10 protein-coding genes are annotated in these 14,049 nt (G+C 74.2%); 6 read left to right on the forward strand and 4 right to left on the reverse strand.

Going from position 1 to position 14,049, the window contains the following annotated elements; all coding sequences use genetic code 11:
* Positions 1-88: 88 nt before the first annotated feature.
* From FEF34_RS32750 to FEF34_RS32760, 3 genes are all read left to right on the forward strand, one after another.
* Positions 89-1,234, forward strand: a complete 1,146-nt coding sequence (locus tag FEF34_RS32750; RefSeq protein ID WP_138056391.1) for a glycosyltransferase — start codon at positions 89-91, stop codon at positions 1,232-1,234.
* Between the two features lie 626 nt (positions 1,235-1,860).
* Positions 1,861-2,769, forward strand: a complete 909-nt coding sequence (locus FEF34_RS32755; RefSeq protein WP_234042632.1) for an SGNH/GDSL hydrolase family protein — start codon at positions 1,861-1,863, stop codon at positions 2,767-2,769.
* Complete coding sequence (locus tag FEF34_RS32760; protein WP_138056392.1) at positions 2,766-6,368, forward strand: hydantoinase B/oxoprolinase family protein; 3,603 nt, start codon at positions 2,766-2,768, stop codon at positions 6,366-6,368. The genes FEF34_RS32755 and FEF34_RS32760 overlap by 4 nt, the downstream gene beginning before the upstream one ends.
* A gap of 493 nt (positions 6,369-6,861) precedes the next feature.
* Here FEF34_RS32760 and FEF34_RS32765 read toward each other — a convergent pair whose 3' ends face one another.
* From FEF34_RS32765 to FEF34_RS32780, 4 genes are read right to left on the reverse strand one after another with little or no spacing between them, the layout of a single operon-like run.
* Complete coding sequence (locus tag FEF34_RS32765) at positions 6,862-7,725, reverse strand: 5-oxoprolinase subunit C family protein (protein ID WP_138056393.1); 864 nt, start codon at positions 7,723-7,725, stop codon at positions 6,862-6,864.
* On the reverse strand, positions 7,722-8,348 hold the full coding sequence (locus FEF34_RS32770; RefSeq protein ID WP_138056394.1) for a 5-oxoprolinase subunit B family protein: 627 nt from the start codon (positions 8,346-8,348) through the stop codon (positions 7,722-7,724). The genes FEF34_RS32765 and FEF34_RS32770 overlap by 4 nt, the downstream gene beginning before the upstream one ends.
* Positions 8,345-9,109, reverse strand: coding sequence for a LamB/YcsF family protein (locus FEF34_RS32775; RefSeq protein ID WP_138056395.1), 765 nt, complete (start codon positions 9,107-9,109; stop codon positions 8,345-8,347). Before FEF34_RS32775 ends, FEF34_RS32770 begins: the two co-directional genes overlap by 4 nt.
* 14 nt (positions 9,110-9,123) lie before the next feature.
* Complete coding sequence (locus FEF34_RS32780; protein ID WP_138056396.1) at positions 9,124-10,401, reverse strand: MFS transporter; 1,278 nt, start codon at positions 10,399-10,401, stop codon at positions 9,124-9,126.
* A gap of 213 nt (positions 10,402-10,614) precedes the next feature.
* Between FEF34_RS32780 and FEF34_RS32785 the strand changes: the two genes are divergently transcribed.
* The 3 genes from FEF34_RS32785 (at position 10,615) to FEF34_RS32795 (ending at position 14,021) form a co-directional block, all read left to right on the forward strand.
* Complete coding sequence (locus FEF34_RS32785; RefSeq protein ID WP_138056397.1) at positions 10,615-11,331, forward strand: GntR family transcriptional regulator; 717 nt, start codon at positions 10,615-10,617, stop codon at positions 11,329-11,331.
* Positions 11,332-11,410: 79 nt separating this feature from the next.
* Positions 11,411-12,937, forward strand: coding sequence for a hypothetical protein (locus FEF34_RS32790; RefSeq protein WP_138056398.1), 1,527 nt, complete (start codon positions 11,411-11,413; stop codon positions 12,935-12,937).
* 163 nt (positions 12,938-13,100) lie between these two features.
* On the forward strand, positions 13,101-14,021 hold the full coding sequence (locus tag FEF34_RS32795; RefSeq protein WP_138056399.1) for a hypothetical protein: 921 nt from the start codon (positions 13,101-13,103) through the stop codon (positions 14,019-14,021).
* Positions 14,022-14,049 lie beyond the last annotated feature (28 nt).

Consider the following 14,049-nt stretch of genomic DNA (forward strand, 5'->3'; position numbering starts at 1 on the left):
GGAGGCGCCGGCCGCACGGTCCGAACCCACGGCGCGCACCGCGCGGGGGGGCGCCCGCCGCGCGGTCGGCTCGGACGGCACGCGCGGACTGCGGATCGTACGGCTCGCCAACTTCGTCACACCGTCCTCCGGCGGGCTGCGCACCGCGCTGCGCGAGCTGGGACGCGGTTATCTGGCGGCCGGCCACCAGCCGGTGCTGGTGGTCCCCGGCGACACCGAGAGCGACGAGCGCACAGTGCAGGGGCGGGTCATCACCGTGCCCGGGCCCGAGCTGCCGGGCACCGGCGGGTACCGGGTCCTCGCCGGCCGGACCCGGCTGCGCACGCTGCTGGAGGAACTGGCCCCCGACCGGCTGGAGATCTCCGACCGGACCACGCTGCGCTGGACCGGGGAGTGGGCACGGCGCCGTCGCGTCCCCTCGGTCATGGTGTCCCACGAGACCGCCGACGGCGTGCTGCGCACCTGGGGCGTCCCCCGGGCGTTCGCCGAGGGCGCCGCCGACCGGCTGAACAGGCGCAGCGCCTGGTCGTACTCGCGGATCGTCTGCACGACGGAGTGGGCCGAGCGCGAGTTCGTCCGGATCGGTGCGCGGAACGTGGTGCGCGCCCCCCTCGGCGTCGAGCTCGACCGCTGCCGGCCGGGACGCCGCAGCCGGGTGCTGCGGGCCCGCTACACGGAGGGCGCCGACGTCCTGCTGCTGCTCTGCTCCCGGCTCTCCGTGGAGAAGCGTCCCGGCATGGCCCTGGACGCACTCGCCTGGCTGCGCGGGAGCGGGGTGCGGGCGGCCCTCGTGGTGGCGGGGGAAGGCCCGCTGCGCCCCGGGCTGGTCCGGCGGGCGCGCGAGGAGCGGCTGCCGGTGCACTTCCTCGGCCATGTCGCCGACCGCGAGGCCCTGGCCGACCTCCAGGCCGCAGCGGACATCTGCCTGGCGCCGGGGCCCGCCGAGACGTTCGGGCTGTCCGCGCTGGAGGCGCTCGCCTGCGGCACGCCGGTCGTCGCCAGTGCGTTCTCGGCCCTGCCCGAGGTCGTCGGCGACGCGGGAATCGCCGCGCACGACAGACCGGAGGCCTTCGCCGACGCGGTCCGGGAACTCCTCGCCCGCGCCGAGGGCCCGCGCCGCGCCGCCGCCCGTGCCCGGGCCGAACTCTTCGGCTGGGACCGCGCGGTCGCGGCCTTCCTCACCGCCCACGACGCCCCCACCCGGGTCGCGGGCAGCCCGGAGACAGCGGCATGACCGCCGAGCCGGGCCGGCCCCTCGGCGTTGCGTCGGCGGGCGCCCCGGGCGGTACGGACACGCCCGCCCCGGGCGACGGGCACGCGCCGGCCGGGCCGGGGGCGGGGGAGGCGGCTGTGGAAGTGGGGACCTCGTCCCGTGCCGGGGAGACGCCCGTCGGCGCGGTGGCTGCCACCGGTTCCGGGGGCGCGACCGTTGCCGAGGACCCGGAGGCGGCTCCTCCCGGCCCACATCACCGGGCCTCCGAGGCGCTGACGCCACCCGGAGCGAGCGGCCCGGGCGCGGCGCCTCCGGTCGTGAGCGCCGCGCTCGGTGCGGCGTCCGCGCTCGTCCCCGTACTCGGGCCGCGTATCGGTGCCCGCGCGGGCGAGCCGTCCCGGGCGCCCGTCCCCGCGCCCGGTTCGGGGTCTGTGCCTGCGGGTGTGGGTGTGGTGCGTGGTTCGGGGTCCGTGCCTCCGGTCGTGAGCGCCGTGCCCGGTGCGGCGTCCGCGCTCGTCCCCGTACTCGGGCCGCGTATCGGTGCCCGCGCGGGCGAGCCGTCCCGGGCGCCCGTCCCCGCGCCCGGTTCGGGGTCTGTGCCTGCGGGTGTGGGTGTGGTGCGTGGTTCGGGGTCCGTGCCTCCGGTCGTGAGCGCCGTGCCCGGTCCGGCGTTCGCGAACGCGGCCGCGAACGCCGCGCGTGTCCCGCGCTTCGCCGCCCTCGGCGATTCGCTCACCGAAGGCGTCGGCGACCGCGTCGACGGGGCGTGGCGCGGCTGGGCCGCGCTGCTGGCCGAGGGGCTCGGCACGACCGGTGAGACCGCGGAGTTCCGCAAATTCGCGGTCAGCGGTGCGCTCGCCCGCGATGTGCACGAGACCCAGGCCCCCGCCGCCCTCGCGTACGCGCCCGACCTCGCCTCCGTCATCGTCGGCGTGAACGACACCCTCCGGCACACCTTCGACATCCTCGACCTCGCCGTACGCCTCGACGAGGTCTGCGCCGCCCTGAGCGGAATCGGCAGCCGGCTGCTGACGGCCTGCCTGCCCGACCCGGGTGAGATGCTCGCGCTGCCCGCTCCCCTCGCCCGCCCGCTCGCTCGCCGCCAGCGCGCCGTGAACGCGGTCGTCCACGCGCTGTCCGAGCGGTACGGGGCCGTCCATCTGCATCTGGCCGGCGGGGCCTGGGTCGAGAACCGCTCGATGTGGAGCGCCGACCGGCTCCACCCCGGCGAACGCGGCCACCGGGAGATCGCCCGCCGGTTCCACGAACTGCTCATCGCCGAAGGGCTCGCCCTCGGCGCCGCGCCGGGAGGCGAACCCGAACAGCCCGCGCCCAGCCGCACGGCCAAGATCGTGTGGCTCGCCACCGCCGGTACCGCGTGGGTGGCGCGCCGGTGCACCGACCTGCTGCCCCAACTGCTCGGCCTCGCCGGCGCCGAGCTGGGGCACTGGGCCCGGGGCACCAGCGCCCGACTGGACCACATCGCCGAAAACGCCCTCACCTCCGCCCTCGCCTCGCTGTCCCCCGTCCCGCCGCTTGCCAGAATGGGGGAATGAGCGGGCGCTGGGAGTTCTGGATCGACCGTGGCGGGACGTTCACCGACATCGTCGGCAGACGGCCCGACGGGCGTCTCGTCACCCGGAAGCTGCTGTCCCACAACCCCGAGCACTACGCCGACGCGGCCGTCGCCGGCATCAGGCTTCTCCTCGGCCTCGGACCGGACGATCCCGTGCCGGCGGACCGCGTCGAGGTCGTGAAGATGGGCACGACCGTCGCCACCAACGCGCTGCTGGAGCGCCGCGGCGAACCCACCGTGCTCCTTGTCACGGAGGGCTTCCGGGACGCGCTGCGCATCGCGTACCAGAACCGCCCCCGGCTCTTCGACCGCCACATCGTCCTTCCCGAGGCCGTGTACGACCGCGTCATCGAGGTCCCCGAGCGGATCGCCGCCCAGGGCGAGGTGGTCCGACCGCTGGATCTCGCCCCGGTGCGGGACCGGTTGCGGCAGGCCCGCCGGGACGGCTTCGCGAGCGCGGCCGTCGTGTTCATGCACGGCTACCGCCACCCGGACCACGAGTCGGCCGTCGCCGCCGCGGCGCGTGAGCTCGGCTTCACCCAGGTGAGCTGCTCCCACGAGGTCAGCCCGCTCATCAAGCTCGTACCCCGCGGCGACACGACCGTCGTGGACGCGTACCTCTCGCCGATCCTGCGCCGCTACGTCGACGAGGTCGCGAGTGAACTCCGTTCCATCCGCCTGATGTTCATGCAGTCCAACGGCGGACTGCGCGAGGCCGCCCACTTCCGGGGCAAGGACGCCGTGCTGTCCGGTCCCGCCGGTGGGGTCGTCGGCATGGCCCGCACCTCGGAACAGGCGGGTTACCGCCGGGTCATCGGCTTCGACATGGGCGGGACGTCGACCGATGTGTCCCACTACGCGGGCGAGTTCGAGCGGGAACTGGGTACCCAGGTCGCCGGTGTGCGGATGCGCGCGCCGATGATGAACATCCACACCGTCGCCGCCGGCGGCGGCTCGGTCCTCCACTTCGACGGCCGGCGCTACCGCGTCGGCCCCGACTCGGCGGGCGCCGTACCTGGCCCCGCCTGCTACCGGCGCGGCGGCCCGCTCACCGTCACCGACGCCAACGTGATGCTCGGGAGGATCCAGCCGGGACACTTCCCCGCCGTCTTCGGACCGGACGGCGACCGGCCGCTCGACGCCGACGCCGTACGGGAGGGGTTCGAGCGGCTGGCCGAGGAGGTCCGGGAGGCCACGGGCACCGAACGCAGTCCGGAGGAGGTCGCGGCGGGCTTCCTCGAGATCGCGGTCCTCAACATGGCCAACGCCGTCAAGAAGATCTCCGTCCAGCGGGGCCACGACGTGACCCGCTACGCCCTGACCTGTTTCGGCGGCGCCGGCGGCCAGCACGCCTGCGGGGTCGCCGACGCACTCGGCATCGACACCGTCATCGTGCCCCCGCTCGCCGGAGTGCTCTCTGCATACGGCATCGGCCTGGCCGACGCCACCGCCATGCGCGAGCAGTCCGTGGAAGCGGAACTCGGCGACGACACCCTGACCCGGGTCCGGGGGCTCTGCGACGAGCTGGCCGGACGCACCCGGGCGGAACTGCGGGAGGACGCCGTCCCCGACGAGGCGATCGGGACCCGCGCCCGCGTGCTCGTCCGCTACGCCGGCACGGATGCCGGGATGTCCGTGCCCCTCGGGACGGAGAGCGAGATGCGCGAGGCGTTCACCGCGGCGCACCGCGCACGGTACGCCTTCACCATGGACAAGCCGCTGGTCGTGGAGGCGGTCTCGGTCGAGGCGGTGGGTACGGCCGGGCCCCATGGGACCGTCGTCGTCGAGGAGGCCGCCGGCGGCACGGGGCCGCGAGTGCGGGACACCGTGCGGATGTTCCTGGACGGCCGTCCCGCCGACGCTCCGCTCCTCCGGCGGGTGGACCTCTCACCGGGCGACACGGTCGAAGGGCCCGCGATCGTCGCCGAGGCCGATGCCACCACCGTGGTGGACCCCGGCTGGCGGGCCGCCGTCGGCGAGGGAGGACATCTGCTGCTCACCCGGGTACGGCCGAGGCCCGGCCGTACCGCCGTCGGCACGGACGTCGACCCGGTGCTGCTGGAGGTCTTCAACAACCTCTTCATGGCGATCGCCGAGCAGATGGGACTGCGGCTGGAGAACACCGCCCACTCGGTCAACATCAAGGAGCGGCTCGACTTCTCCTGCGCCCTGTTCGACGCCGACGGCAACCTCATCGCCAACGCGCCCCACATCCCGGTGCACCTGGGCTCGATGGGCGAGTCCATCAAGGAGGTGCTGCGGCGCAACGCGGGCGAGCTGCGGCCCGGCGACGTGTACGCCATCAACGATCCGTACCACGGCGGCACCCATCTCCCCGATGTGACGGTCGTGACGCCGGTCTTCGACGAGGCCGGCCGTGAGCTGCGCTTCCTCGTGGCCTCGCGGGGGCACCACGCGGAGATCGGCGGGATCACACCGGGCTCGATGCCCGCGTTCAGCCGCACCATCGACGAGGAGGGCGTGCTCTTCGACAACTGGCTGCTCGTACGGGACGGGCGGCTGCGCGAGGCCGAGACCCGGGCCCTGCTCACCGGTGCCCGTCATCCGTCCCGCGACCCCGACACCAACCTCGCCGACCTGCGGGCCCAGATCGCCGCCAACGAGAAGGGGATCGGCGAACTGGGCCGGATGGTGGAGGAGTTCGGACTCGACGTGGTGCGGGCGTACATGGGGCATGTGCGCGACAACGCCGAGGAGTCCGTACGCCGTATCGTCGCCGGGCTCGGCGACGGCTCCTGCCGCTACGAGACCGACAACGGCGCGGTCATCGAGGTCACGCTGACCGTGGACCGCGAGGCACGCGGGGCCGTCCTCGACTTCACCGGTACCTCCGGGCAGCAGCCGGGCAACTTCAACGCCCCCAGGTCGGTGGTGATGGCGGCGGTGCTGTACGTCTTCCGCACCCTGGTCGCCGACGACATCCCGCTCAACAGCGGCTGCCTGGAACCGCTGGACGTACGTGTGCCGGACGGCTCGATGCTCGCTCCGGTGTACCCCGCGGCGACGGTCGCGGGCAACGTCGAGACCTCGCAGGCGGTCACGGGCGCCCTGTACGCGGCGCTCGGGGTCCAGGCGGAGGGCTCGGGCACGATGAACAACGTCACCTTCGGCAACGACCGCGTCCAGTACTACGAGACCGTGGCGAGCGGTTCCGGCGCGGGCGACGGCTTCCGTGGCGCCGATGCCGTGCAGACCCACATGACCAACTCCCGGCTCACCGATCCCGAGGTGCTGGAGTGGCGCTACCCGGTACGGGTGGACGCCTTCTCGGTGCGGGACGGAAGCGGGGGAGCGGGCCGCTGGAACGGCGGTTGCGGTGCCGTCCGCCGCATCCGCTTCCTGGAGCCGATGACCGTCACCCTGCTGACCGGCCACCGGCGGGTGAGGCCGTACGGGATGGCCGGCGGCGAGCCCGGGGCGGCGGGATCGAACGCCGTCGAGCGCTCGGACGGGACGATCGAGGAACTTCGCGGCGTGGACTCGGTGGAGGTCGGCCCCGGCGACGTCCTGGTCGTACGGACCCCGGGCGGCGGTGGCTACGGGCACCCTGCCGGCTGAATCGGAACGCCGGACCGGTGGCGACCCGTTGGGCGCCCGAGGACCGCGCGTCCGGTGCGCGTTGCCCGGGCGGCCGAGGTGGCGCGATCTGTGCGGTCGCGGATCCGTGGTCGGGCCGCCGGACCGGTGGCGACCCGTTGGGCGCCCGAGGACCGCGCGTCCGGTGCGCGTTGCCTGGGCGGCCGAGGTGGCGCGATCTGTGCGGTCGCGGATCCGTGGTCGGGCCGCCGGACCGGTGGCGACCCGTTGGGCGCCCGAGGACCGCGCGTCCGGTGCGCGTTGCCTGGGCGGCCGAGGTGGCACGATCTGTGCGGTCGCGGATCCGTGGACGGAACGCCATCCGGGCGCCGCGCGGTGGGCCGGAGAGTCCGGTGCTCGGCCGCCCCCCGGCCCGCGGAGCGCCGGGGCGGAGTGCTCGTGCGACTCGGCCGGGCCACCGTGCCGCCCAGCCCGGGGGTGCCTCTGCGGCCGAGGGCGGCGTCCGGTCCCCGGTTCAGCCGGCCGGAACGAATCGCACGGGTGTGCCCGGGACCGCCTGGGCCGCCGCTGCGAGGTCGTGCTCGCGGACGACGGCCACCACCGGATAGCCGCCCGTGGTGGGGTGGTCGGCGAGGAAGACCACGGGCCGGCCGTCCGGCGGGACCTGCACCGCGCCGAGCACCATGCCCTCGCTGGGCAGTTCGTCGTGGACGGCCCGTTCCAGCGCCGGCCCCTCCGTCCTCAGGCCGATGCGGTTGCTCGCCGCCGACACCCGGTAGCCGCCCGTCGCCAGCGTCCGGCGTGCTCCCTGCGTGAACCAGTCGTCCCGCGGGCCGAACCGCACCCGCAGCACCAGCTCGGACGGCGGACCGGGCCAGGGCGACCCGTCCACGTGGGGGGCCGGCCCGGCGGGCCGGCCCAGCGGAAGGACCGCTCCGTCGGAGAGCGGTGCCGGACCCAGACCGGAGAGCAGATCCGTCGAGCGGCTGCCCAGAACCGGCTCCGTCGCGATTCCCCCGGCGAACCCCACGTAGGTCCGGACGCCCCGGACGGCCGCGCCCACCTCCAGCAACTCTCCTGCCGCCACGCGCACCGGCGCTCCCCAGGCCACGGGCCGCCCCCCGACCCGCACCGCGCACGGCGCGCCGCCGACTGCCACGGTCACCTCACGCCGCGGCCGTACCGCGCAGCCGGTGAGGGTGGTCTCGAGCACCGCAGCGTGCCCGGGGTTGCCCACGAGACGGTTGACCAGGCGCAGCGCGAACGGGTCCAGAGCTCCGGAACGGGGTACGCCGAGATGCGCGTACCCCGGGCGGCCGAGGTCCTGAACGGTCGTCAGCGCCCCGGCCCGCACCACGAGCAGGGCCAGATCGGTCACGGGCCGGCCTCCGCCCCGGCCACGAACCGCACCCGGGCGCCGGGGGAGAGCAGTGCCGCAGGCTCCCTCGCGGAGTCCCACAGGACCGCGTCCGTCGTCCCTATCAGCTGCCAGCCGCCGGGCGAGGCACGGGGGTACACGCCCGTGTACGTCCCCGCCAGGGCGACGGCGCCGGCGGGCACCGCGGTCCGCGGTGTGGCGCGCCGTGGCACCGTGTACTCCTCACCGAGTCCGGTGAGGTAGGCGAAGCCCGGTGCGAAGCCGCAGAAGGCGACACGGAACTCGGCCGCCGAATGGATGGCGGCGACATCCGTCACGGAGACGCCCCACAGGGCGGCGACCTCCGCGAGGTCCGGTCCGTCGTAGCGGACCGGTATCTCCGTCACCGAACGGCTGCCGGCGGCGAGCGGCGGTACGGTCCACCGGGGGAGTTCGCCGGCCAGCCGCTCCGGCTCCTCGACGCCGTCGAGCAGGACGGTCCGTGCCGCCGGGACGATCTCCCGTACCGGGGGCAGCGTGCCCGCGGCGCGGCGGCGCAGCAGCTCGGCGTGGAGCGCCCCGGCCTCCTCGCCGCTGCCGAGCTCCACCAGCAGTGCCCGTTCCCCTACGGGCAGCAGCCTCATACGAACGCCTCCACCCGGACGCCCGACTCCTCCAGCTGTCCCCGCACCCGGCGGGCGAGGGCCACCGCGCCCTCGGTGTCCCCGTGGAGGCAGAGCGAGCGGGCACGGACGCCGACGGACCGGCCGCAGTGCGAGGTGACGACCCCGAACCGGGCCATCGACACCGAGCGTTCGACGACCGCGTCCGCGTCGGTGAGGACGGCGCCCGCCCGTCCTCGTGGCACGAGGGTGCCGTCCGCCGCGTAGGCGCGGTCCGCGAACGCCTCCGCGACCACCGGGAGTCCGGCCTTCTCGGCCATCGTGTGGAGGACCGAGCCGGGCAGCCCCAGCAGCGGCAGCCGTTCGCCGGTCAGCATCACTCCCTCGACCACGGCCTCGGCCTGCTGTTCGTCGTGGACGACGCGGTTGTACAGCGCCCCGTGCGGTTTGACGTACGAGACGCGTGCGCCGGCGGCGCGTGCGAAGACCTCCAGCGCGCCGATCTGGTACGCCACTTCGGTGGCCAGCTCGTCCGCGGGGACGTCCATGGAGCGCCGGCCGAAGCCGGCCAGATCGCGGTACGAGACCTGGGCGCCGATCCGCACCCCCCGCTCGGCCGCCAGCGCGCACACCCGCCGCATGGTGGCCGCGTCCCCGGCGTGGAAGCCGCAGGCCACGTTGGCGCTGGTGACGACGGAGAGCAGTTCCTCGTCGTCGGTGAGCCGCCAGCGGCCGAAGCCCTCGCCGAGGTCGGCGTTGAGGTCGATCGAGACCCAGGTCATGGGGGAAGATCCTTTCACGCGAGCTCTCGGCCGCGGGTCTCCGGCAGTCCCAGCAGTGCGACGACGGCCAGTCCGTAGCCCACGGCGCCGAAGACCAGGGCACCGCCGACGCCCCAGCTGCCGGCCAGGAACCCGACCAGTGTGGGGAAGAACGCCCCCACCGCACGGCCGGTGTTGTACGTGAAGCCCTGGCCGGTGCCGCGCACGGCCGTCGGGTAGAGCTCCGCCAGGAACGATCCGAAGCCGCTGAAGATGGCCGACATGCAGAATCCGAGCGGGAACCCGAGCACCAGCAGCAGCCCGTCCGCGCCGGAGGGGATGTTGGTGTACGCCAGGATGCAGCCCGCGGAGAGCACGGCGAACAGCGCGATGTTCTTCTTGCGGCCGAGGACGTCGGTGAGGTACCCGCCCGTCAGATAGCCGATGAACGCCCCGGATATGAGGAGGGTCAGATAGCCGCCGGTGCCGACGACGGTGAGGCCCCGCTCCGTCTTGAGGTACGTCGGCACCCAGGTCGCCAGTGTGTAGTAGCCGCCCTGGACACCGGTGGACAGCAGCACCGCGAAGACCGTCGTCCGGGTCAGGTCCTTGCGGAATATCGCGGTGAACGATCCGCGGTCGCGGCTCGTCCTGCGGCGCTCGGCGGCCTCGGGCGCGTCCGTCACGTTCCGGCGGACGTAGATGATGAGGAGGGCGGGCAGGGCGCCCGTCCAGAACATGACGCGCCACGCGGTGTCGGCGTCGAGGAACTGGAAGACCAGCGTGTAGACGATCACGGCGAGGGCCCAGCCGGCGGCCCACGAGCTCTGGATCGCGCCGAGTGTGCGGCCGCGGTGCTTCGCCGTGGCGTACTCCGCCACCAGGATCGCGCCGACGGCCCACTCGCCGCCGAAACCGAGGCCCTGGAGCGCCCGGAACACCAGCAGCGTCTCGTAGTTGGGCGCGAAGCCGCACAGCACGGTGAACAGGGCGTAGGTGATCACCGTGATCATCAGGGCCCGGACCCGGCCTATGCGGTCGGCGAGGATTCCGGCGAGCGCTCCGCCTATCGCGGAGACGACCAGGGTGACGGTGGTCAGCAGCCCGGTCTGGCCGCTGTCCAGGCTGAAGTAGGCGGCGATGGCCACCATGCTGAGCGGCAGCGTGAAGAAGTCGTAGGAGTCCAGCGCAAAGCCGCCGAACGCGCCGGCGAAGGCCCGGCGGCCCCGCGGCCCGAGTGCGCGCAGCCAGGCGAACGCGCCGGCGTCCTCGGGCAGTTCGCCTTGCTCCGGCTGGGTCTTGGTCGTGCTCATCGGCACCTCGCAGAGGGGGAGAGGGTGCGGCGGGGATGGTGATGCTGTGTGACGCACTGGTCCTGCAGAGTGACGCTCGCCACACCGTAGAGGATTGTTCAACGATCCGACAAGAGTCTCGTCGTCTCTTGTTCGGGCGGATCCTGCTTCTACGATGGGTGCCGGACGCCGACGGGGCCGCCGGCGGTGACGGAGAGCGGAATAGAGGGCGCTGTGGGCACGACGGGGTCCGAGCTCGGTGAACTGGCCGGTGACCGCCGGCTCCTGGGGCGCACGAGCACGGCGGAGCGGGTGGCGGACATTCTGCGCACCCGGATCGCGGAGGGCTTCTTCCCGCCGGGGGCGCGGCTCTCGGAGGACGGCATCGGCAAGGCGCTCGGCGTCTCGCGCAACACCCTGCGCGAGGCGTTCCGGCTGCTGACGCACGAGCGGCTGCTGGTCCACGAGCTCAACCGCGGGGTGTTCGTCCGGGTCCTCACGGTCGAGGACGTCGAGGACCTCTACCGGACCCGGCGGCTGATCGAGTGCGCCGTCGTCCGCGGGCTCGGCGAGCCGCCGTTCGTGCTCGACGGGCTGCGCTTCGCGGTGGTCGGCGGTGAGCAGGCGGCCCGGGAGGAGAACTGGCCGGGCGTGTCGACCGCGAACATCCACTTCCATCGCGAGCTGGTCGCGCTCGCCCGCAGCGCCCGCACCGACGAACTGATGCGCGGCGTACTCGCCGAACTCCGCCTCGTCTTCCACGTCGTGGACGACCCCCGTGGACTGCATGAGCCGTATCTCGTGCGAAACCGGGAGATTCTGGAAGCGCTGAAGGCGGGCAGGCGCGACGACGCCGAGCGGCTTCTCGCCCGCTACCTCGACGACTCCCGGGCCCGGCTCGTCGAGGTCTACGCAGGGCTCGTGGCGGACGGGGACGCGGTGGAGCGCTGAGCTCCGGGGCGCCCGTGCCGCGCACGGGGTTTCTGCGCCGTTTCGACCGGTGTCGGTGCGAGGACCTAGTCTGTGCACCGTGACTTCGCCTGCCCCGACGGAATCCGTTCCGCCCCAGCTCAGCGCGGGGCCGCGCCCCGCGCAGGGCCCGGCCGCCGACGAAGGGCTCGCGCGGCGACTCCGCGCGCTCGCGTGCACCGCCCCGCTGCACGATCTCGACACCCGCAAGGCGAACCTCGCGGGCGAGTACTCGGTCTACGCGATGGCGGAGGTCGCCCTCGCCGCCATCGACCTCGTCACGCTCAACATGGACTTCGACACCGGCGCCGACCACGAGCAGATAGTGGCCAGGCTCCTTCCGCGGATCGCGGCCCAGGCCCCGCGGCGCCCCGCCGCCGAACACGAGCGGGTGGCGCGCTGGGTGCTGGAGAACCTGATCAACGTCGGCAGTGTCGACCGCGGCTTTCGCGCCGTGTACGGCACCTTCGGCCCGGACGGGGTGTACGTCCGGCGGGACTACGACTTCAAACTCATCGAGGAGGTCCCCGGCTACGGCGGCGGTGTCTATCTGCGCACCACCGACGAGGCGGTGAACGTGCTCGTCGGCGCTCTCGACACGGACGTCACCAGCGCCCAGATCGCCGCGGAGGTGAAGCTGGAGGTGCTGATCAGCCGCGGCCGGCTCGCCGACGCCCAGCTGGCCGCGGAGCAGGCCCGCTACCGGACCGTGCAGTACGCCGAGACCCTGCGCAGGACGCTGGAGGCCACCCGGCGCAATGTGCGCGCCGTCGACTGGCTCAACGCCGTGCCCGACATGATCGCCGAGGCGCTCGACCACGTCGCCGACCGCTACCGCCACGAGAACGCGATCCTCACCAACATCCGCAAGGCCCGCGACGAGGCCGAGGACCCCGAGCACAAGCGCCGGGCCGCAGAGCTCGTCGACATAGTCAAGGACTGCATCCGCCGCCACACCCAGCTCCAGTCCCGGCTCCTGGAGGCCGGCCCGCTCTTCCGGGCGGAGCAGGACCGCCAGGCGTTCGCCGCTCCGGCGGCGCGCTCCGGCGTCGATCTGTACGGCCATCTCGTCGCGCCGCTGCTGCCCCTGCCCGTCGACCGGGCCATCCGCGTCACCGACGCGTACTTCGCACACGGCACCGGGCTGCGCACTCCCGCGTCCGTCCGGGTCGCGGACCTCGTCGACCTGCTCCTCAGCCCGCCCGTCGAGCGGGAGCACCTGGGCGCCGAACTGCCAGAGCCGGATCTGATCGCGACTCCGGACGACAGCCGTTTCAGCGAGGAGCAGCTGACGAGCGCCATGGAACTGCTGGACCTGGAGCACGACGCCCCGCGCCGGCTCTCCGGTCTCCTCGCCGACGCCCGCCGCCGCGATCCGGACCTGCCCTACCTCGTCGCCCTCCTCGCCGTCCACGCGGCCAGCCCTCCGGTCGGCACGGCCTACCGCCAGGGCGAGGAGCGGCTGCTGTTCGCCGTCGACGACGGCACCGAGCTGGACGACCCCGAGTTCGGCGGCGCGGACCTGATCGTGGGCACGGCCCTGCTGGACGCGGCCGGCATGGCCGCGGACCGCACGGAGGCCGCGTGACGCCGAGCCCGGGGCACGGTGTCCCCGCGTTTCCGTCTCCGCCCGTCCGGCGTGCGCACCGTCCGCCCGCCCGGGAGTTCCGCCCGGCCGGCGGCCCGGCGCGCCGCGCAACCGCCCGGCACCGCACCCAAGAGCCCCACCACCGCACAGAGGAGCCCCAGCCGTGAGCGACCAGCACGCAGAGCACGCCGGGCCCCGGCGTGAGCCGGACGTGCCGCTCGGGCCGCCGTCCGGGCCGATGTCCGCTACCACCGCCACCACCGGCGTCACCCCCGCCGACGCGGCCGACGCGGCGCGGCTCGTCTCCTTCGGGCTTCAGCCCAAACTGCTGCCCGCCCGCGACGCCGAGTACGCCGACCTGCTGCGGCGCTACCGCGAGGAGCCCGCCTTCGCCCGCCTCGCCGACGCCGTCGCCACCGGGCTCGGACTGGTCGTCCTCGAGGTGTCGCCCCGCGCGGGGATGGCCGTGACCGCGGCCGAGGACTCGGTCTTCGCCGTCCGTATGGGCGACTACGCCCGACGGGCCTCCGCCGAATCGGCCGACCGGTTCCTCCACGGCCTCGCCCATCTGGCCGTCGCCGCACTGGCGTTCCCCCGCCCCGAGGACCTCGCCGACGACGGCTACATCGGCCGGATCACCGTCAACGGTGTCGACGCCTTCGTACGGCAGGCCTGCCGCCGTCTGGAGGAGCGGGCCGAGGAGCAGGGAGAGAACACCGACCCGGCGTCCGGCGCCCCGGGACTCGAAGCCGCCTGGCGCATCTACGCGCGGCGCAGCGCCACCGGAGCCACCAAGGACGCCCGCCGCCTCGCCGGCTCCACCACCGGCATCATCGCCAAGGCGGTCGCCTTCCTCACCGACTCCGGCTTCCTGCAGCGCACCGGGGAGGACTCCGGCGGCGCGTACCGGACCACCGCCCGTTACCAGCTGCAGGTCCGCGACATGGCGGGCAGTGCCGCCATGGCCGAGCTGCTGGAGCTCGGAGTCGTCCCCGTCACCGACGGCTCCGCCACTCTCGTGCCGGCGCCGGACGCCGACGACCTGGAACTGGCCGCCGACGCCGGCCTCCCGTTCCACCCATGACCTCGCGGCGGGCCGCCCGCCGTCCACC

This window comes from Streptomyces marianii (genome assembly GCF_005795905.1).
Lineage (GTDB): Bacteria > Actinomycetota > Actinomycetes > Streptomycetales > Streptomycetaceae > Streptomyces > Streptomyces marianii.